Source organism: Flavobacterium aerium (assembly GCF_030766725.1).
Classification (GTDB): domain Bacteria; phylum Bacteroidota; class Bacteroidia; order Flavobacteriales; family Flavobacteriaceae; genus Flavobacterium; species Flavobacterium aerium.
The window spans coordinates 36,222-57,335 of record NZ_JARQWR010000001.1 but is presented as its reverse complement, the minus strand read 5'-3'; the positions used below and the strand labels follow the sequence as shown (position 1 = coordinate 57,335).

The following is a 21,114-nucleotide window of genomic DNA, read 5'->3' as shown; positions in this document are numbered from 1 at the left end:
ACAATATCATGAAAAAAGTTAGTTTATTAGGCTGTGGAACACTTGGACTTCCTTTGGCAAAACATTTAATTTCCAAAGGTTATTCTATTAAAGGGTCAACTACAACCGAAAGTAAAATTTCAGTTTTAGAACAAGAACAAATTAATCCTTTTCAAATTTCTGTTGCTGTGGATCATATTGAAGGAGACATCACTTCTTTTTTAGAAGAATCAACAACCTTAATCATTGACATTCCTCCTTCTAATTTCCCCCCAAAACCAGGAGTACAAGAAGATATTAGTCGTAAAATAGAAACACTCATTTCCCATATAGAAAAATCAACTATTGAACATGTAATTTTTGTAGGTTCAACTTCTGTTTATTCTGATAGTAGTGAGAATTTAACGGTTACAGAAAATGATACAGAATCACCAGAATCAACTTCTGCAAAATTTTTGCTGGAAGCAGAGCAGCTATTGTTAAACAATCCGAATTTTAAAGCCACTATCGTTCGTTTTGGTGGATTAATTGGACCAACACGACACCCCATCTATTATTTGGCAGGGAGAACGGATATTGCAAATCCTACAAGCCCTGTTAATCTAATTGACGAGAAAGATTGCATTGGTGTTATTGAAAAAATAATGATTTTAGGAATTGGAAATGATATTTTTAATGCTGTTTCTCCATATCACCCTTCCCGAAAGGAGTATTACACTAAAAAAGCAATTGAATTCAATTTGCCATTACCTCAATTTAATGAAGAAAAAGAATCCGTTGGTAAAACAATTGATCCTTCAAAATTGATTCAAACATTGGATTATACTTTTCAGACCGTCAATTTATAAAATACAAAAACGCCCAAAAGAATATTTTGGGCGTTTTTTCATACTATTCGTTTTAATCTGATTACCAGATTTTCACTCTTTTCTCTGGCTCAATATACATTCCATCTCCTTTTTTAATATTGAAGGCATCATAGAATGCGTCAACATTTTGTAATGGAACATAAGCTCTATACATTCCTGGTGAATGTGGATCTGTTTTCACTGAACTTTTAATAGCTTCATCACGTGTTTTAGTTCTCCAGATTGTAGCCCAAGAAATAAAGAAACGTTGGTTTGCTGTAAATCCATCTATTAACCCCGGATTTTTATTGTCTTTCAAATACAATTGTAACCCATCATAAGCAGCATTAACTCCACCTAAATCACCAATGTTCTCTCCTAAAGTGAATTCTCCATCTACATGGATTCCTGGTAACGGTTCTAATGCACTGAATTGATCGGCTAATGCTTTCCCTAATTTTGTAAATTGTGTTAAATCACTTTCTGACCACCAGTCTACTAAATTTCCATTTGCATCATAACGTGCTCCTGAATCATCAAATCCATGAGATACCTCATGTCCAATAACGGCTCCAATTCCACCAAAATTTACCGCTTCATCAGCTTTATAATCATAGAATGGTGGTTGTAATATTGCTGCTGGAAAAACAATCTCATTGAATGAAGGATTGTAATAAGCATTCACTTCTTGTGGTGCCATATACCATCTGTCTTTATCCACTGGTTTTTCCAAATCCTTAAGACCTTTGTTGAAGCTCCATTTTGCCACATTTAGCATATTTTCAAAATAGCTTCCTTTGTCCTCAGGACCTGTAATAACTAAGGCAGAATAATCTTCCCATTTATCAGGGTAACCTACTTTTATTCTGATTTTATGTAATTTCTCAACGGCTTTAACTTTCGTTTCTTTTGCCATCCAGTCTAACTTATTGATACGATTTTCATATGCTGTTAGTACATACTTAATCATTGATTCTGCTTTCGCTTTTGCTTCTGCAGGGAATTTTTTCTCTACATATAACTTTCCTAAAGCTTCTCCAATATGAGTATTCACAACTTGTAATGCTTTTTCATCACGTGGACGTTGTTTAATCGCTCCACCTAATTCTTTTGCATAAAATTCCCAGTTTGCTGTTTGTATTGTTGTACTCATTGCTCCTGAAGCAGCATTCAATACTGTCCAACGCATATAAGATTTCCAATCTTCAACTTTGTTCGCTTTGAAAATCGCTTGTAGTTTTGTCATGTATTTCGGTTGAGAAACAACAACGGTATTCAAATTTTTGAATCCAAGTGATTTAAAATAGTTGGTCCAATTAATTGCAGGCACTAATTTTTGTAGTTCTGCAATCGTCATTGGATTATACGTCTTTCTGGAATCTCTTGATTCTACTCTGTCAAACATTGGTTTTGCCAAAGTCGTTTCAAAAGCAAGAATACTTACTGCATGTTTTTTTGCATCTGCTGGTTTCTCTCCTAAGAATTGCAACATTTTTGCAACGTGAAGTACATATTTTTCTCTTTTTTCTTTGGAATCTGCATCTTCAGAAACATAATAATCACGATCTGGTAAACCCAAATCACCTAATCCTAGGTATACTACATTTTTATTACTGTCTTTTTCATCTGCACCTACACCTACATGAAAGAAACCTACTCCTCCTTCTGGTTCTGTCGCAATTAATAATGCTGTTAAATCGGTTGCATTTTTTACTGCATTGATTTTTGCTAAATACGGTTTCAAAGGTGCTATTCCTTGCGCATCTCTACTTACCGTATCCATAATCGTTTTATACAGATTCACGGCTTTACCTTGATCGGTAGTAGCACTGTATTTTTTACTTTTTACAGCATCATGCAAAATGGCTAATGCATCTTTATCCGTGCTCTTTAGTAATTCTTCAAAACTACCCCATTCTGTACGATCAGCTGGAATTTGTGTAGCATCTAGCCATTGTCCATTGACGAATCTAAAAAAGTCATTATTTGGCTTTACTGATTTATCCATGAACGAAACATTAATCCCAGGTTGCGACTGTGCAGACACAGTGGCAGAAAATCCAACGGCTACGGTTACAGCCAATAGGAACCTTTTATTTAAATTCATTTTCATTCGTATAATTAGTTTGTTAATGGTAACAAAAATACCGAGTTATAATTTGTTTTGGTTCTTTTTTATTGAAATTTTATTGTCTTGGACCTCAATTTTAACCTATTGGAAAAACAAAAACGCCTATTCACTTTTAACAGCGAATAGGCGTTTATTAAAACCAATTAAAATTTGTTTATTTTGATCTTATCTGATTACCAGATTTTCACACGTTTTGAAGGATCAACATACATTCCATCTCCCTTTTTAATATTAAATGCTTCATAGAATGCATCAACATTTTGTAATGGTACATAAGCTCTGTACATCCCTGGTGAATGTGGATCTGTTTTTACTTGATTTTTAATTGCTTCATCACGGCTCTTCGTTCTCCAGATTGTCGCCCAAGAAATAAAGAAACGTTGGTTTGGTGTATAACCATCAATTAAACCTGGATTTCCTTTTTCTTTTAAGTACAATTGTAAACCATCGTATGCAGCATTTACACCACCTAAATCTCCAATGTTTTCTCCTAATGTAAATTTACCATCTACATGAATTCCTGGTAAGGGTTGTAAGGCACTGTATTGATCGGCTAATGCTCCACCTAATCCAGTAAATTGTGTTAAGTCATCTTCAGACCACCAGTTGATTAAGTTCCCATTCGCATCATATCTTGAACCTGAATCATCAAATCCATGAGAAATTTCATGTCCAATAACTGCTCCAATTCCACCATAATTTACTGCTTCATCAGCTTTGTAATCATAGAAAGGCGGTTGTAATATAGCTGCTGGGAAAACGATTTCATTGAATGATGGATTGTAATAGGCATTTACTGTTTGTGGTGCCATACCCCATTTTTCTTTGTCTACTGGTTTGTTTAATTCTCCTATATTATCTTTGAATCTCCATTGAGAAATATTCTTCATATTATCAAAATAGGTTCCTTTTTCTTCTGGGCTATTAATTACTAATGCTGAGTAATCTTTCCATTTATCAGGATATCCAATTTTAACTCTTGATTTGTGTAATTTCTCAACTGCTTTTTCTTTGGTAGCTTTGGTCATCCATTGAAGTCTGTTGATGCGGTTTTCAAATGCTGTAAATACATTTTTAATCATCGCTTCTGCTTTGGCTTTGGCTTCTGCAGGGAATTTTTTCTCTACATACAATTTACCTAATGCTTCACCAATAGTTCTATTCACAACCTGTAAAGCTCTTTCGTCACGTGGTTGTTGTTTTGTTGATCCTTTTAATGTTTTTTCATAAAATTCCCAACTTGCTGTTTCGATATCTGTACTTAATGTACCTGTTGATCCGTTCAATAATGTCCAACGCATGTAGGCTTTCCAATCGTCAACTTTATTCGCTTTAAAGATATCTTGAAGTGCAGTCATGTATTTTGGTTGAGATACGATTATTGTATCTACTTTACCTAAGCCTACTCCTTTGATGTAAGCAGCCCAATCAATTGCAGGTGTTAATTTTTGCAATTCAGCAACTGTCATTGGATTGTATGTTTTTCTACGATCTCTACGTTCAACACGGTCCAGTCTTGGTTGTGCTAATGCCGTTTCAAAGGCTAAAATTTGTGCCGCTTGTTTTTTAGCTTCTGCTGGTTTTTCACCAATATATTGTAGCATTTTTGCAACATGAACAACATATTTTTCTCTTTTTTCTTTGGAATCTGCATCTTCAGAAACGTAATAATCACGGTCTGGTAATCCTAAACTACCTAAACCTAAATACACTACATTTTTATTACTGTCTTTTGCATCTGCTCCAACACCGACACCGAAGAACCCAAGTCCTCCTATTGGTTCCATCTCAGTCAATAATGCATTTAAATCCTTGATATTCTTTACTGCATTAATCTTTGCTAAGTAAGGCTTTAATGGTGCTATTCCTTGCTTATTTCTAGATATTGTATCAAGGATTGTTCTATACAAATTCACCGCTTTACCTTGATCTGTTTTTGAACTGTACTTCGTGTTTTTTGTAGCTTCTGCTAGAATTTCCAATACATCTTTATCAGTATTCTTACGCAGTTCATCAAAACTTCCCCAACGCGCTCTATCTCCAGGAATTTGTGTTTCATCAAACCATTTTCCATTTACATAACGAAAAAAGTCATCACTCGGTTTTACAGATTTATCCATAAAAGACACATTAATTCCAGGCTGGGATTGCGCTGTAATGGAAACGGTACCTCCTATTGTCATGGTCAGCGCCAACAGGAATCCTTTATTTACATTTATCTTCATCTTATAATTTTGTTGATTATACACACAAAAATACCGAGTTAAAAATTGTTTATCGTTTTTTTTCTTGAAAAAAATTCATTTTAACATTGCTTTTTTTGCAAATTATATAAAAACAAAACTCCCGATAACTACTAAAAGTTATCGGGAGTACTTTATACAAACTTCCGTTTGTTTATTCTTTGCTCAATTTGGTATTGATTACCAGATTTTCACTCGTTTTGAAGGTTCAACATACATACCGTCTCCCTTTTTAATATTGAAGGCATCGTAGAATGCATCAACATTTTGTAATGGAATATAAGCTCTGTACATTCCTGGTGAATGTGGATCTGTTTTCACTTGATTTTTAATTGCTTCATCACGCATCTTTGTTCTCCAGATTGTCGCCCAAGAGATGAAGAAACGTTGGTTTGGTGTAAATCCGTCGATTAATCCTGGATTTCCATTTTCTTTTAAGTACAATTGTAATCCGTCAAATGCAGCATTTACTCCACCTAAATCTCCAATATTCTCTCCTAATGTAAATTTACCATCTACATGGATTCCAGGTAATGGTTGTAATGCGCTGTATTGATTTGCTAAAGCATCTCCTAAACCTGTAAATTGTGTTAAGTCACTTTCTGACCACCAATCCACTAAATTACCATTTGCATCGTAACGTGCACCTGAATCATCAAATCCATGAGAAATTTCGTGTCCGATAACTGCTCCAATTCCACCATAATTCACAGCTTCATCTGCTTTGTAATCATAGAATGGTGGTTGTAAGATTGCAGCTGGGAAAACAATCTCATTGTATGCTGGATTGTAATATGCATTTACAACTTGTGGTGCCATAAACCATTTGTCTTTATCAACTGGTTTGTTTAAATCTTCAATATCTTTTTTGAATCTCCATTTTGCCACATTTTTTAAGTTGTCAAAATAAGTTCCATTTTCTTCTGGGCTCTTGATGGTTAAAGCTGAATAGTCTTCCCATTTGTCTGGGTATCCAATTTTAATTCTTGATTTATGAATTTTTTCAATGGCTTTTTCTTTGGTTCCTTTCGCCATCCATTGTAATTTGTTGATACGATTTTCAAATGCTGTTAATACATTTTTAATCATCGATTCTGCTTTAGCTTTAGCTTCTGCCGGGAATTTTTTCTCTACATATAGCTTCCCTAAAGCTTCTCCTACAGTACCATTCACCACCTGTAAAGCTCTTTCGTCTCTAGGTTGTTGTTTAATTGCTCCTCTTAATGTTTTATCATAGAATTCCCAATTTGCTTTTTCAATTTCTGTACTTAATGTACCTGCAGAACTATTTAATAGTGTCCAACGCATATAGGCTTTCCAGTCTTCTACTTTGTTTGCTTTGAATATTTCCTGAAGTGCTTCCATGTATTTTGGTTGTGTCACAATAATGTTATCCAACTTTCCATAACCTACTCCTTTAACGTATGCTGCCCAATCAATAGATGGTGTTAGCTTTTGCAATTCTGCAATCGTCATTGGGTTGTATGTTTTTCTAGAGTCTCTTGATTCTACACGGTCAAATCTTGGTTTAGCTAAGGCTGTTTCAAAGGCTAAAATTTGAGCCGCTTGTTTTTTAGCTTCTGCTGGTTTTTCACCTAAAAACTGTAACATTCTAGCTATGTGTGCTACATATTTTTCTCTTTTTTCTTTTGAATCTGCATCTTCTGAAACATAATAATCACGGTCTGGTAAACCAAGGCTACCAGCGCCTAGATACACTACATTTTTATTACTGTCTTTTTCATCTGAACCTACGCCGATACCGAAGAATCCAATTCCTCCAGCTGGTTCCATTTCGATCAATAATGCATTTAAATCTTTAACGTTTTTTACTGCGTTAATTTTAATCAAGTATGGTTTCAATGGAGCAATTCCTTGCTTATTACGACCTACTGTATCCAAAATTGTTCTGTAAAGATTAACGGCTTTGCCTTGATCTGTATTTGAAGTGTATTTTTTATTGTTTACAGCTTCATGTAAAATTGCCAATGCATCTTTATCGGTATTTTTACGCAATTCATCAAAGCTTCCCCAACGTGATCTATCGCTTGGAATTTGAGTTTCATCAAACCATTTTCCATTGACAAATCGAAAGAAGTCATCACTTGGTTTTACTGATTTATCCATATAGGATACATTGATTCCAGGGTGTGAATTTTTATCAGTTGACTTCACGGGAGTCTGTGCTGATATGCATCCTGAAAATCCTATTGTCATTGCACTGACTAATAGAAAATTTTTATTTAAATACATTTTCATTGTTTGATTTTAGTTGTTTAATTAAGACAAAAATACCGAGTTAAAAATTGTTTCTTGTTTTTATTTTTGTTAAAATCGACAAATCTGCCAAATCTGAGGGGCATCATTCCGGTTAGTTTTGACAATTTAGCAAAATCTTAAGTATTTCTTTTCGTATTTTTGCACCAAAATTAACCACACTATGTTGTTATTCTTCAAAAAATACCGCCTCTTTTTCGGTGTAATGTTTGTTCTTTCAGCCATCATAATTACACTTTTTTATCAAGCTTTAAAGCCGAAAAAAACTTTACCTATTTTCAGTCCTTCTGATGTTAATCCTGAATTAGTGGATAGCACCATGCAACATGTTAGTGGGAATAAGCACCGTATCGCCGATTTTGCTTTTGTAAATCAAAATGGGGATACCATTACACAAAAAAATTACGAGAATAAAATATACGTTGCTGATTTTTTCTTTACAACTTGCCAAACCATCTGTCCAATTATGACCGATAATATGGTGAAAATACAAGAACAAATTAAAAACAATCCGAAAGTGATGTTACTTTCTCATAGTGTAACACCCGATATCGATAGTGTTCCTGTCTTAAAAGCTTATGCTCTGAAAAAAGGGGTTATCGATAGTAAGTGGAATTTAGTTACGGGTGACAAAAAAGACATCTACGGGATCGCTCGGAAATCATATCTTGCTGTTAAAACTGAAAATGCTAGTGAACTTTATGATATGGTTCATACAGAGAACTTTATTCTTGTTGATTCTAAAAGACGCATTAGAGGTTTTTATGACGGAACTAAGGATGAAGACATGATAAAACTCATTGCCGACATCAACTGGTTATCTCAAAACGAGTAATTTCTTCTTTTAAACAAACAAATTCACTACCTTCGTGGTTTTGAATTTTTAACCTTATTCAATCTAAATAAACTTTGTATACTACCATATCACAACTCAAAAAAGGCGAAAAGGCTATTATTAAATCTTTTGACATCGATTACATTCCTTTAAAATTATTGGAAATGGGTTGTTTGCCAGGTAATTTGGTAGAACTCATTCAGATTGCTCCTTTTGGAGATCCATTATATTTAAACATTAACGATAGTCATTTGGCTATACGAATGGAGACTGCAAGTAAAATTGAAGTTGAAATAATAAAATAGTAGTACCGCATGCATCAGAATCTTAAAATAGCATTAATTGGTAACCCCAATACGGGTAAAACCTCTGTATTCAATCAACTTACCGGACTGAACCAAAAAGTTGGAAATTATCCCGGAATCACCGTTGAAAAAAAACAGGGTATCTGTAAATTACCAGATCACAGTAAGGCCACAGTTATTGATTTACCAGGGACTTATAGTTTAAATGCTAGTTCACTAGATGAAAATGTTGTAATTGAACTATTGCTCAACAAAAATGATAAGGATTATCCTGATGTTGCTATTGTAGTAACGGATGTTGAAAATCTGAAACGAAATTTACTTCTTTTTACACAGATTAAAGACCTTGAAATTCCTACGATATTGGTTATCAATATGGCGGATCGTATGGAATACAAAGGAATTACTTTAAATATTTCGCATTTAGAAAAATACTTGTTCACAAAGGTCGCTTTGGTCAGTTCCCGAAAAGGAATCGGGATTCAAGAGTTGAAAGAATTAATTGTGGATTACAAAAAAATTCCTACTAGGGCTTGTATGGATGCCTCTTCTATTGATCCAGAATACTTCAGCAGCTTACAGCATGCTTTTCCTAATCAGTTATTGTATAAATTATGGCTGATTATTACGCAGGATGTCAATTTTGCAAACTTGGATCGCAATGAGATTGTCAATCATTCCTTTGCAAAGACAAAACCTGAATTAAAAAGATTACAGCAAAAAGAAACCATCAAACGTTACCAATTCATTAATGATGTTCTGAAAGAAGGACAGGTTATTGATTTGACAAATGCTAAAGGATGGCGCAGTCAGTTGGATAAAATTCTAACACATAAAGTTTTTGGTTATTTAATTTTCTTCGGAATCTTATTATTAATCTTCCAATCTATTTTTGACTGGTCGAGCATCCCAATGGATTTTATCGATAGTTCTTTTGCTTCCTTAAGCACTTATGCAAGTGAACATTTACCTCCAGGTACATTCACCAACTTAATCGCTGAGGGTATTATTCCCGGTCTTGGTGGAATTATTATTTTCATCCCACAAATTGCTTTTTTATTCTTATTCATATCAATATTAGAGGAAAGTGGTTATATGAGTCGTGTGGTTTTCTTAATGGATCGAATCATGCGCAAATTTGGATTGAGTGGAAAGAGTGTGGTGCCTTTAATTTCTGGAACGGCTTGTGCTATTCCAGCAATTATGGCTACCCGAAATATTGAGAACTGGAAAGAACGATTGATTACGATATTGGTTACTCCTTTTACAACTTGTTCTGCCCGACTTCCTGTTTATGCCATTATTATCTCTTTAATTATTCCAAATCAAAGAATCTTAGGCATATTTAATCTTCAGGGACTTACCTTAATGTTACTTTATTTAGTAGGATTTGGATCGGCAATCATCTCTGCTTATCTTTTAAATAAGGTGATGAAGAATGAAAGAAAAACATTCTTTGTAATTGAGATGCCAAATTATAAAATGCCTTTATTCAAAAACGTAGCCCTAAACGTAATTGAAAAAACAAAAGCATTTGTTTTGGGTGCTGGAAAAATCATTCTATCAATCTCTATTATATTATGGGTTTTGGCTTCGTATGGCCCCGGTAATAACTTCAACAATGCGGAAGAGATTGTTACTACTCAACCTGAAAACAAATCGATCTCAGAAGAGGATTTAGAGAATAAAATTGCTTCTTATAAATTAGAGAATTCATACATCGGTATTATGGGGAAAAGTATTGAACCAGTAATCAAACCGCTAGGATATGATTGGAAAATTGGAATTGCGATCATCAGTTCATTTGCTGCCCGAGAAGTATTTGTAGGAACACTGGCTACGATATATAGTGTTGGTGGTGATAATGAAGATACAATTAAAAACAAAATGGCTTCTGAAATCAATCCAGATACTGGGGAGAAATTATTCAATCTTGCTTCAGGATTATCCTTACTTTTATTCTATGCTTTTGCCATGCAATGTGCTAGTACATTAGCCGTTACAAAGAAGGAAACAAACAGTTGGAAATGGCCTGCCATTCAATTATTTGCTATGAGTGGATTCGCTTATATCGTTGCTTTAATTACATATCAATTTTTAAAATGATAACCTTATGATACAAGAAATATTGGTTCTCGTTGCCTTGGTTATTGCTGTCGCTTTTTTGGTTCGAAAATTCTTTTGGAAAAAAAAGAAATCTAAAAATTGTGGTGGACCAGACTGTGGTTGTAGTTAGTTACACTTCTTTATTAAAATATATAAAAAAGGATAGACATTTGTTTCTATCCTTTTTTTATTTCAATTCAATAACTTCTTATATTGTGATGGAAAAACCTCAATCTTATATTTTATGAATACATTACTAAAAAATATTCTTATTACTTTTTCATTACTACTTTTTTCTTCGGTAGCCTCTGCGCAAAAAGCAAAGACTGTACAAAAAGCAACAATCAAAACGGCAATATACTGTGCGCATTGCAAAGAATGTGATAGTTGTGGAAAAACAATCCAAACGACATTACTGAAAGAAAAAGGAATTCAAATGATTACATTGGATGAAAATGCAATGACAATCGAAGTTATTTTTAATTCTAAAAAAACAGATCTTACCACAATAAAACAAGCCATTAGCAAATTAGGCTATGATGCCGATGATGTTAAAGCAGATTTATTAGCTTACGAAGGTTTAGATAATTGCTGCAAAAAATAACTATAATACATAAAAAAACGGCAAGGTAATTCTTGCCGTTTTTGTTTTTTCAACCGTTCAGAATTAATCCAAAACCATGTATACATTTTGGTAGACTGAATCTTTTTTATATCTCCAAAGTAAGTTCAAATAGGTCTCAAGTAAGAGGATATTTCTTCTATTATTAATAACGAAATATTTAGATTGGTTCAATTATTTTTCCTTGACAATTAATATCGGAATATTCACTTCATGGCGTACTGCATCTACTGTGGTTCCTAAGATTAAATCTTTGAACCAATGGTGTCCATGTGCTCCTAAAATCAAAATATCATAATTGCCTTCGTTGACTATTTTAGGAATACCACGTTTTGGGCTACCAAATTCGAGACGTACCTCAACCTTATATCCTTTTTCTTCTAATCGGATTTTGTATTGTGCTAAATAATCTCCATCGCTGGTAGTTTCATAATCACTCACCTGATTTCCATATACCATTGCACCAACTGTTTCCACAATATGTATTAACGTATATTGCGCTTCTTTTCCTCCTAATTGTAAAGCACTCGTAATGCTTTTATGATCGGTTGTTGAGAAATCTAATGCAAGTGCAATATTTTTATAAATCAGCACTTCATCTGATTCTTTCACTAATATTTCATCGATATGAGGTACTAAGCGGGCGATTCTTTTTCGTTTATCAATCAGCGGTTTTAGAATAATATAAATCAATAATCCTGATGCTCCTATCGCAATTGGCACTACTATTGTCCAAATGTAAATAGGATTTTCTGAAGTTGTAATCCATCCTTTAATTTCATCAAATACTAATTTCGCATTCAGTAATACAATAATTAATGCTACGGTCCATGAGGCAATTTTTGTGTATTTGCCAATCGCGAATCCTTCCATTTTATTTTTATCACTCACAAAATGAATCAATGGAATGACTGCAAATCCTAATTGCAAACTCAAAACTACTTGACTCAACAACAACAATTTACCCGTTGCTTCTTCTCCAAAATATAATATTGCTAATACGGCTGGAACAATTGCAATTAATCGGGTAATGATACGGCGTACCCATGGTTGGATTCTGAGGTTAAGGTATCCTTCCATTACAATTTGCCCGGCTAATGTCCCTGTAATTGTTGAGCTTTGTCCAGCGGCAATCAAAGCTAATGCAAATAATATCGAAGCCCAATGTGTTCCTAATAGTGGTTGTAATAATCGATGGGCATCCTGAATTTCTGCTACTTCAAACATTCCGTTTTTATAAAACGTTGCTGCAGCCAAAATCAGAATCGCTGCATTGACAAAAAAGGCCAAATTGAGCGCTATGAAAGAGTCAAAGAAATTATAGCGTATCGCTTGTTTTATGCCTTTTGCTGTGCGGTCAAATTTTCGTGTTTGCACCAATGAGGAATGCAGGTATAAATTATGTGGCATTACTGTCGCTCCGATAATACCAATCGCAATATATAAAGCTGTCTCATTTGGAATTGAAGGAACTAATCCACTCACTATCCCTGTGATATCTGGTTGTGCTAAAAACATTTCAATTAAAAACGATATTCCAATTATTGCAATTAAAGCAATAATAAAGGCTTCCATTTTTCGGATTCCTCTATTGATTAAAAACAGTAATAAGAACGTATCTAGCATTGTAATTCCCACACCCCATAATAATGGAATATCAAACAACAATTGTAATCCAATTGCCATACCTAATACTTCTGCCAAATCGCAGGCTGCAATGGCTATCTCCGCTAAAATATAGAGTATAAAATTCGTTCCTTTGGAATAGGTTTCTCTTGAAGCTTGTGCCAAATCTCTTCGACGAACGATTCCCAAACGGGCACTTAGACTTTGAAGTAATAATGCCATAATATTGGACATTAGCAATACCCAAAGTAATTGATAACCAAACTGACTTCCTCCTGCAATATCCGTTGCCCAGTTTCCCGGATCCATATAACCTACACTAATCATATAGGCTGGACCAAAAAATGCAGCAATTTTTTTCCAAACGGTGGTATTCTGAATTATCGTAACAGATTCATGAACTTCATCCAGTGAATTGTGGTTATCTTTTGACATTATATTGGGGGATTATACTTCTTTAACGTACAAATTGGATGCAATTTTATCTGATAAAATTTTCATTCCCTGCTCCGTTTGAATTTGTACTGAATTATCAAAGGTTTCTTTATGGGTTATGGTAATCTTTGTTCCTAATGTTAATGCTTGTTTGTCTAAATATTGTAAAAATTCTTTTGATGAGTCTTTTACCCCAACCAGAATTACTCTTGTATTAACGCCTATTTTGGATAATAATGTTTTGTCTTGCACATAGAAATTTCCGAATTTATCGGGAATAGGATCTCCATGTGGATCTTCTTTTGGATATTCTAAAAACTCATCAAGTTTATCAATCAGTTTTGTTGATTTTATATGTTCTAATTGTTCTGCAATATCATGTACTTCATCCCAACTGAATCCTAACTTTTCCACTAAAAAAACTTCCCATAGTCTATGTTTTCGAACAATCGTTTTTGCGATTTCAGTTCCTTTTTCAGTCAACTGAACTCCTTGGTATTTCACATAGTACACTAATTCTTTTTCAGCTAATTTTTTAACCATATCTGTTACAGAAGATGCTTTTGATTCCATCTTTTCTGCAATTGCATTGGTGCTGACTCCCTTGTTAGATTGCCCGGACAAATGGTATATCGTTTTCAAATAATTTTCTTCAGAATGCGTCATGCCTATAAATTTTGTCTCACAAAAATACAATCTTATTCTTTGTTTGGTTAAATCATTTTTTAGTTTAGACTAAATCTAAAGTAACTCACTGACTTACAATACTTTTTTAATATCTTCTGCTTTTAAAAGACCATTATATTGTCCTATAATTTCATAATTAGAGCTCAACATAACCCATGTGGGATAGGCTAATTGTCCATTATTATTTCCTAGATAAAAAGCTAATTCATGTAATCCACTGGACAGTCCATTCGGAATGTATTTATAGGTTTTCTGATTAAACAGAATCGTTTTTTTAGCTTCCGCATTTAGCTCAACAAAATAATATTTTGTGGATAGCTTACTCATGATTTCTTTATCCTTGTTAAATTGCTTATTCTGAATTTTGCAAATCGCACACCAATCGGTATAAATTTTTATCATAATGGGTTTTGGATGCAGGTGCATACTATCCTTTAACTGTTCAAAGCTCATGGATGGGTTTGTTTTTTGCTGTGCATAACTTTCCCTTATTATTCCTATGAGAATCAATACCAGGCAATATCTAAAGAATTTATTCATCTGATTACTACGTTTATTTTTCTTAAAAACAAGAACCTATCGTCAAATAGGTTCTTGTGAGAAACGAGGTTTGTTTGTACATATATGGCTTAAATACTAACTCAAACAAATCATTCATTTCCTAATAAAGGTTATATCGCACTCCCAAAAACATTCTTGCTCCCTGAATTTGCGCATAATTATAGGCGGTATCGAATGTATATCCATTTGGATTTGTAACGGGATCATCCGCTGTATTATCGAAAGGGTCAAAGGCTCTGATTAATGCATATTTGGGTACAAAATCCAAGATATTCTTCACTCCTCCATACAATTCAAATCCTCCATATAATTTCTTGCTTACTTGTATATTCATAATTGTAAACCAAGGTGAATATTCTGGACGGTAGTCATTGGCTAATATTGGTAAACGCATTGGCCCGCTCCATGTCCCTGTAAAGTCTACTGTAAAATCGCTTGGAAAAGAATAACTGGCTACAAAATTCCCTGACCATTTTGGGGCATGCAACTGTTGTTTCCTATTTTCAATACCTACATTGTCTTTTTCCTTTGTAAATACATCCATATAGGTTCCTCCTAACATAATCTTTAAAGGAAAATTGAATTTTATATCCGTATTTACAGAGATTCCTTGTGATACAGCATGACCATCAATGTTATCGTAAATAATCTTATTAGGATCGGTATCAAAATCTCCCACAATTTTATTGGTGAAATAAGAATAAAATCCTGTAACATCTAAATCAAAAACAAAGCTTTCTTTGACAACTTTTAAATTGTAATTCAAATTTCCATTGTAAGATCGCTCTGGATTAAGTGCATTTACAATTTCAACTTCTCTAGATCCTGTTAAGGCTGCATGATCTTCTGTGAATAAATTCACCACTCTAAATCCGGTACCAAAACTTGCTCGAAATGTATTATTACTATTTGGTGATAATTTATAGGCAATTCGGGGCGAATGAATACTTCCGTGATTTTTATCATGGTCAAAGCGGTATCCTGCCAACAATGTGTTTTTATCGTTTATTGTCCATTCATCCTGAACAAAAACTCCTGGTAATGGCGTATTCATTGGTTGATTTATTGTTCCATCTGCCGATCTTGTCCCTGGTGTATTATCATCATAATAAGTGTATCTAAATGTCGCACCTACCAATAAATTATGGCTTTCATTTAATTGTTTATCCCAATAAGCTTGCGCAAAAGCAACTTGTTGTTTTGCCATAAATGGATTTTTCCCATACCATGAATTTTGATCATGAAAATTATACGAAAACTGTGTATAAATTTTTTCTTCTAATGGCAATTGATACATTCCTATCACTTCTGTTCTGGCAGTATAAATGCTTTCTCCATAAATTTGATCGCTTCCACGTAAAGCAGGTCTGAAAGTCATTTGTCCTCCCCATCGATCTTCATAAACATAACGGGCTGCTATGCTTGCAATTCGGTTGTCTTTTCGTTCAAAATTCCATTTATTGAAAACCGAAATACGGTTTTGAAGTGTTACGTCTGTAAAGCCATCATTGTTCTTATCTACCGGATTCTGATAATTATAATAGTTTAATCCTAATAAACTGGTTGCTTTTCCTTTTCTGAATTTTACCGATGCATCAACACTGTATTCTTGCCAATTGGTCCCATTCACATCAAAACTTACTAATGGTGCATTCAATGGATTTTTAGTAATCACATTGATAATTCCTCCCATCGCTTCCGATCCGTATAATGATGATCCAGGACCCTTTACCACCTCAACGCGTTCAATCAAACTATTTGGAATTCCACTTAATCCATATACCGTTGATAAAGAACTTACAATTGGCATTCCATCAATTAAGATCATTGTATAAGGACCTTCCATTCCATTAATGTGTATATCTCCGGTGTTACAAACATTACAATTCAATTGTGGTTTTACTCCATTAATCATTCCTACAGCCTCAAATAAACTGGGTGTTGGATTTTTCTGAAAATATTTTGGCGTATAAACTTCTACGGGTACTGGGCTTTTGGATCGACTCACTTCACGCATTGTCCCTGTTACCACTACTTCGTCTAAATTAGTATTATCATCTTCCAATTTTGCATTGATTACTACTGGCTCAGTATTATTTATTGTAATTTTCTTGATGATCGTTTTAGTTCCCGTATAACTTATGGTCAAAACATATGTCCCAAATGGAATTTCCCTGATTTCATATTCTCCATTAGCATCTGTGGTTTGATTCACTTGTATTACCGAGAGATTTATATTGGCATATTCAATGCCTCCTCCCTGCAAAATTACTTTTCCTTTTATACTTCCTGTTTGTCCAAAAACAAGTGGAGTACTGCATAGAAAGAGTAGTATAAAAAATAATTTTTTCATTATAATTGGTTAAAATTAGTTTTGCAAAACTATAAATTTAGACAAGACTAAAAAATATTTATTTGAATTATTTTTATAATTTAACAATTAGTCATTTTTTGTTTTAGAATAAACTAAAAAACAATACCTATTCAGAACCAAATCATTAGGATCAAAGCGCTTTAAAATATCATTTTAAAAAACTTATGTTTACTTTTGTTTCGCTATGAAACACTACCATTACATCTTCACTGGAACAGGAGCAGCTGCATTAATGACAGCCTATGAAATGGTACTTTCTGGAAAATTCAAAAACAAAAGCATTCTACTGATTGATCTGGATGCTAAAAAGACAAATGATCGAACATGGTGCTTCTGGGAAGAAAAAAATAGTCCGTGGGATTCCATTGTAACTCAGAAATGGTCGCATGCTTTATTTAAAGATGTAGCATTAGAAACGGATATTACTTTTGATCCTTATGTGTATAAAATGATTCAGGGTATCGATTTTTACAACTACATTTTTACTATTCTTACTGCAGAAACAAATATTACCTTTATACAACAAGCTGTTGTCAATTTTGTAGCACATGATGATCATGTGATTGTTCGTACTGAGCAGGAAAATTTCAAAGCAGATAAAGTTTTCAATAGTATCTACCAACCGAAATGGACCGAGAACAATAAAAAATATCCTCTGATACAACAACATTTTGTAGGATGGTATATTAAAACTAATACTACGTCATTCAATCCGAATAAGGCAACCTTTATGGATTTCAGTGTTCCGCAAAATGGAAACACTCGTTTTATGTATGTAATGCCACTCACTGCAAATGAGGCATTAGTTGAATATACTTTGTTCTCCCACCAATTACTAAAGCTTGAAGAATATGAATCGGCCCTCAAGGAATATCTATTGCAATTGGGTATTACAGAATATGAAATAACTGAAACCGAAAAGGGAAGTATCCCAATGACAGCTTATCCTTTTTGGAAACACAATTCAAAACACATCCTACACATCGGTACTGCTGGTGGATGGACCAAAGCCAGTACAGGGTACACATTTATGAATTCTCATCGGAAATCTAAATCCTTAATTCAATATCTAGAGCATCATTCTGATTTATCTCATTTTTATAAAAAAAATAAATTCTGGTATTACGATGTCTTGCTACTTTATATCCTCGATCAAAAAAATAGTTTAGGTTCAAAAATCTTCTCTTCCTTGTTTCAAAAAGGAAATTCTACGCTCATTTTTAAATTTTTAGATGAAAAAACAACTTTCATGGAAGATTTAAAAGTGATTTCAAAATGTCCGAAAAAGCCATTTATATGGGCATTATTTTATCATATTAGAAATTTACTTAACCTTTAGTTAACATATCCTTTATTCTTTAGTAGTATAATTCCATTATTAACATTTTTGTGTAATTATTAAAAACATGCGCTAAATACATGTTTTTGTTGCAAATTACACATCTTAAACCCCTGAAAACACCTTGTTTAAGCTTTTTATCCAAAATAAATCTTAAAAAAAGACTAAGATTATCTCAAAAGAATAATACTTTTGTACTGTTTATATTAAGTCTAAATAAAATTGAAATGAAATTTATCTACACAGCAGTTTTATGCTTATTCGTCAGTGTGATGGGTATGGCACAAAGCGGAAAACTACAAGGACGTATTTCAAACCAAGAAAATCTTTTGGTATCAAATGCAAATATTATTGTTCTAGAACACAACATTAATACTACATCGGATAGTAATGGAAATTATACGATTGACAATTTAGCCTATGGAAGCTATAAAGTAAGAATCTCAATTGTAGGCTTCAATGATCAGTATGTAACTATTCAAATTGACAAGCCTGTCACAATACACAATGCAAAATTAGCTTTCGCAAATCAAGAACTACAAGAGGTTGAAGTTTTTGGGGTTCGAAACAAGCAACCTGAAAAATTACAAAATCTTACTCGTTTGCCTTTAAAACCAAATGAACAAATACAAAGTATTTCAATCATATCTGAGAAAGTAATTGAACAACAAGGGGCTTTAACCATTACTGAGGCGACTCGTAATGTACCCGGTGTATATGCTTTTGCTTCTTATGGAAACAAAAGAGAAAGCATGGGTTCACGTGGTTATAGAGGAATTCCTATCTTAAAAAATGGAGTCCGTGTAAATTCCGATTTTAGAGGGGTTGGAATTTTAACGGATGCTGCAGGAATTGATAACATCCAAGTTTTAAAAGGAGTGGCAGCAATTACACAAGGTGTTGCTACAGATATTGGAAGTCCTGGGGGAGTAATCAACATTGTTACAAAAACACCAAAATTTACTTCTGGAGGAAATGTGTCAATGCGTGCTGGAAGTTGGGGACAATTCAGACCTCAATTTGATGTGTACGGTCCTATTGATGATAATGAGAAAATTGCTTTCCGTTTAAACGGTGCTTATGAAACTCGTGATAGTTATAGAAGTTTAGTGAGTAATCAACGTTTATATGTGAATCCATCATTAGCTTGGAAAGCAAACGACAAAACAATGATTACTGTAGAAATGGATTATCTAGATGATAGCCGTACACCAGATGTAGGAACGGTAAATTTAGCTTCTAACGATATTAATGCAATCTATGCATTACCAAACAGTCAATTTTTAGGATTCAAGAAAGATCGTTCTACAACAAAAAATGCAACATATGCAATCCGTTTAGATCGAAAAATAAACGATGTTTTCTCTGTAAAAGCAGCTTATTTTAAATCTGATTTAGAACTTGGTGATACAGGTGCTGCCTTGTCATCTGGAAGAGGGGCTACAGCCTTAACGAATTTTAATGAACGATACAGAACCATCAGCACAAGTAATAGAAAAGATATAAATGAAGTGTTACAATTGGATTTGGTTGCACAAGATTTACAAACGGGTTCTATTAAACACACCTTCCAAGTAGGAATGGATTACAATAAAAATAAATTAAGCACTTTAAATGCTACATCAGGGAATATTGATATTATTGATGTTTTCCAACCCATCAACAATAATATTCCGGCTCAAGGATTAAATGGTAGTGCTGTAAGTTTAGGTACACCGACACTATACGATTCTAGCACAAGAGGATTTGGTCTTTTAGCTCAAGGAGTTACCACTTGGACCAAATGGTTTAAGACTTTTATTGGGGTACGTTATAGCTCAGTAGAATTCACTGAAAGTCTAGCTTTAGGAACAACTAAAAACGATGCTTGGAACCCATTAGGAGGGATTATGATTTCTCCAATTAAAAACATCAACTTCTTTGCTTCTTATACGAATAGTTCAAACCCAAGAAATTCATCTAGAGTTGGACAAAACGGAGAAGAATTAGGAAACGAACGTTGGGATCAATTGGAAGCAGGATGGAAAACATCATGGATTAATGATCGTTTACGTTTTAACTTCACGTTCTTCAAAATCAATAATAAGGATATGAACATGGCCGTTTATAATCAAGATTGGACTGCTACAGGATATTATCAAAAAGGAGGAAATGATGAGCGCAAAGGTGTTGAAGTAGAACTTTCTGGTAGAATTTTACCAAACTTAGAAGTGATTACTGGATATTCTTTTATCGATGCAAAATATAAAGATCATACTGCTTATGTACGAAATTCATCTCCATTGAATACTCCTAAACACACCTTCAATGCTTGGGCAAACTACACTTTTGAAAACAATGATCTTGAAGGATTATCATTAGGTTTTGGTGTTTATTATATTGGAGATCGACCAATGAATGATTGGGCAACAACTCCAACGCATGAAGGAATGATTGCAAATCAAAAACCATTTGATATGAAAGCCTATACAACTGTGAATTTTCAAGCAGGTTATGTAATTAATCGTAACTGGGATGTTCGTTTTATTGTAAACAATATCTTCGATGAAGTAGGTTACAATGCTTACCGTACCGCTTACATTAATCAAATTGATCCAATGAATTTCTCAGGTATATTGACGTACAGATTCTAATACCTACATACCTAATTTAAAAAACGGTTTTTCAGCATTCGCTGAAGAGCCGTTTTTCGGGTTTAATCAAAAAACACCTAAGCAACATAAAAAAACTGAATCATAAACTTATT

At 33.8% G+C, this 21,114-nt stretch carries 15 protein-coding genes; 8 read left to right on the top strand and 7 right to left on the bottom strand.

Features of this window, described 5'->3' with window-relative positions:
* Positions 1 to 8 precede the first annotated feature (8 nt).
* Complete coding sequence (locus tag P6733_RS00255) at positions 9 to 827, top strand: Rossmann-fold NAD(P)-binding domain-containing protein (RefSeq protein WP_306349569.1); 819 nt, start codon at positions 9 to 11, stop codon at positions 825 to 827.
* A gap of 61 nt (positions 828 to 888) precedes the next feature.
* Here the strand turns inward: P6733_RS00255 and P6733_RS00250 are convergent, their stop codons facing one another.
* The 3 genes from P6733_RS00250 to P6733_RS00240 all read right to left on the bottom strand — a co-directional run bounded on the left by P6733_RS00250 (position 889) and on the right by P6733_RS00240 (position 7,460).
* Positions 889 to 2,940, bottom strand: a complete 2,052-nt coding sequence (locus tag P6733_RS00250) for a M13 family metallopeptidase (protein WP_306349568.1) — start codon at positions 2,938 to 2,940, stop codon at positions 889 to 891.
* 191 nt (positions 2,941 to 3,131) lie between these two features.
* Positions 3,132 to 5,183, bottom strand: a complete 2,052-nt coding sequence (locus P6733_RS00245; protein WP_306349567.1) for a M13 family metallopeptidase — start codon at positions 5,181 to 5,183, stop codon at positions 3,132 to 3,134.
* 198 nt (positions 5,184 to 5,381) lie between these two features.
* Complete coding sequence (locus P6733_RS00240) at positions 5,382 to 7,460, bottom strand: M13 family metallopeptidase (RefSeq protein WP_306349566.1); 2,079 nt, start codon at positions 7,458 to 7,460, stop codon at positions 5,382 to 5,384.
* A gap of 181 nt (positions 7,461 to 7,641) precedes the next feature.
* On the opposite strand from P6733_RS00240, the gene P6733_RS00235 reads away from it, so the two are divergent.
* The 5 genes from P6733_RS00235 to P6733_RS00215 all read left to right on the top strand — a co-directional run bounded on the left by P6733_RS00235 (position 7,642) and on the right by P6733_RS00215 (position 11,328).
* A complete protein-coding gene (locus P6733_RS00235; RefSeq protein ID WP_306349565.1) occupies positions 7,642 to 8,313 on the top strand; it encodes an SCO family protein in 672 nt (223 codons plus the stop codon).
* A 74-nt stretch (positions 8,314 to 8,387) separates the two neighbouring features.
* Positions 8,388 to 8,618: a FeoA family protein gene (locus P6733_RS00230; protein WP_306349564.1), complete on the top strand. Its 231-nt coding sequence runs from the start codon at positions 8,388 to 8,390 to the stop codon at positions 8,616 to 8,618.
* A gap of 9 nt (positions 8,619 to 8,627) precedes the next feature.
* Complete coding sequence (gene feoB / locus P6733_RS00225; RefSeq protein ID WP_306349563.1) at positions 8,628 to 10,724, top strand: ferrous iron transport protein B; 2,097 nt, start codon at positions 8,628 to 8,630, stop codon at positions 10,722 to 10,724.
* A 7-nt stretch (positions 10,725 to 10,731) separates the two neighbouring features.
* Positions 10,732 to 10,854 (top strand): FeoB-associated Cys-rich membrane protein, encoded by a 123-nt coding sequence (locus P6733_RS00220; protein ID WP_306349562.1) that lies wholly within the window; start codon positions 10,732 to 10,734, stop codon positions 10,852 to 10,854.
* A 114-nt stretch (positions 10,855 to 10,968) separates the two neighbouring features.
* Positions 10,969 to 11,328 (top strand): heavy-metal-associated domain-containing protein, encoded by a 360-nt coding sequence (locus P6733_RS00215; RefSeq protein WP_306349561.1) that lies wholly within the window; start codon positions 10,969 to 10,971, stop codon positions 11,326 to 11,328.
* Between the two features lie 192 nt (positions 11,329 to 11,520).
* On the opposite strand, the gene P6733_RS00210 is transcribed toward P6733_RS00215, so the two are convergent.
* The 4 genes from P6733_RS00210 to P6733_RS00195 all read right to left on the bottom strand — a co-directional run bounded on the left by P6733_RS00210 (position 11,521) and on the right by P6733_RS00195 (position 17,008).
* Entirely contained in the window at positions 11,521 to 13,407 is a 1,887-nt protein-coding gene (locus P6733_RS00210) for an Nramp family divalent metal transporter (RefSeq protein WP_306349560.1), read from the bottom strand.
* 12 nt (positions 13,408 to 13,419) lie between these two features.
* Positions 13,420 to 14,073, bottom strand: a complete 654-nt coding sequence (locus P6733_RS00205) for a metal-dependent transcriptional regulator (protein ID WP_306349559.1) — start codon at positions 14,071 to 14,073, stop codon at positions 13,420 to 13,422.
* 93 nt (positions 14,074 to 14,166) lie between these two features.
* Positions 14,167 to 14,547, bottom strand: coding sequence for a thioredoxin family protein (locus P6733_RS00200; RefSeq protein WP_306349558.1), 381 nt, complete (start codon positions 14,545 to 14,547; stop codon positions 14,167 to 14,169).
* Positions 14,548 to 14,755: 208 nt separating this feature from the next.
* Positions 14,756 to 17,008: a TonB-dependent receptor gene (locus P6733_RS00195; RefSeq protein WP_306349557.1), complete on the bottom strand. Its 2,253-nt coding sequence runs from the start codon at positions 17,006 to 17,008 to the stop codon at positions 14,756 to 14,758.
* A gap of 205 nt (positions 17,009 to 17,213) precedes the next feature.
* On the opposite strand from P6733_RS00195, the gene P6733_RS00190 reads away from it, so the two are divergent.
* Both P6733_RS00190 and P6733_RS00185 read left to right on the top strand, forming a co-directional pair.
* A complete protein-coding gene (locus P6733_RS00190) occupies positions 17,214 to 18,368 on the top strand; it encodes a lycopene cyclase family protein (protein ID WP_306349556.1) in 1,155 nt (384 codons plus the stop codon).
* 227 nt (positions 18,369 to 18,595) lie between these two features.
* Complete coding sequence (locus P6733_RS00185; protein ID WP_306349555.1) at positions 18,596 to 21,001, top strand: TonB-dependent siderophore receptor; 2,406 nt, start codon at positions 18,596 to 18,598, stop codon at positions 20,999 to 21,001.
* Positions 21,002 to 21,114: the final 113 nt, after the last annotated feature.

Excerpts from the sequence above, each read along its gene's own strand:
- P6733_RS00195 (WP_306349557.1), bottom strand. The coding sequence starts at position 17,008 with ATGAAAAAATTATTTTTTATACTACTCTTTCTATGCAGTACTCCACTT.
- P6733_RS00220 (WP_306349562.1), top strand. The coding sequence starts at position 10,732 with ATGATACAAGAAATATTGGTTCTCGTTGCCTTGGTTATTGCTGTCGCT.
- P6733_RS00245 (WP_306349567.1), bottom strand. The coding sequence starts at position 5,183 with ATGAAGATAAATGTAAATAAAGGATTCCTGTTGGCGCTGACCATGACA.
- P6733_RS00250 (WP_306349568.1), bottom strand. The coding sequence starts at position 2,940 with ATGAAAATGAATTTAAATAAAAGGTTCCTATTGGCTGTAACCGTAGCC.
- P6733_RS00190 (WP_306349556.1), top strand. The coding sequence starts at position 17,214 with ATGAAACACTACCATTACATCTTCACTGGAACAGGAGCAGCTGCATTA.
- P6733_RS00215 (WP_306349561.1), top strand. The coding sequence starts at position 10,969 with ATGAATACATTACTAAAAAATATTCTTATTACTTTTTCATTACTACTT.
- P6733_RS00235 (WP_306349565.1), top strand. The coding sequence starts at position 7,642 with ATGTTGTTATTCTTCAAAAAATACCGCCTCTTTTTCGGTGTAATGTTT.
- P6733_RS00185 (WP_306349555.1), top strand. The coding sequence starts at position 18,596 with ATGAAATTTATCTACACAGCAGTTTTATGCTTATTCGTCAGTGTGATG.
- P6733_RS00240 (WP_306349566.1), bottom strand. The coding sequence starts at position 7,460 with ATGAAAATGTATTTAAATAAAAATTTTCTATTAGTCAGTGCAATGACA.
- P6733_RS00210 (WP_306349560.1), bottom strand. The coding sequence starts at position 13,407 with ATGTCAAAAGATAACCACAATTCACTGGATGAAGTTCATGAATCTGTT.
- P6733_RS00255 (WP_306349569.1), top strand. The coding sequence starts at position 9 with ATGAAAAAAGTTAGTTTATTAGGCTGTGGAACACTTGGACTTCCTTTG.
- P6733_RS00205 (WP_306349559.1), bottom strand. The coding sequence starts at position 14,073 with ATGACGCATTCTGAAGAAAATTATTTGAAAACGATATACCATTTGTCC.
- P6733_RS00200 (WP_306349558.1), bottom strand. The coding sequence starts at position 14,547 with ATGAGCTTTGAACAGTTAAAGGATAGTATGCACCTGCATCCAAAACCC.
- feoB (WP_306349563.1), top strand. The coding sequence starts at position 8,628 with ATGCATCAGAATCTTAAAATAGCATTAATTGGTAACCCCAATACGGGT.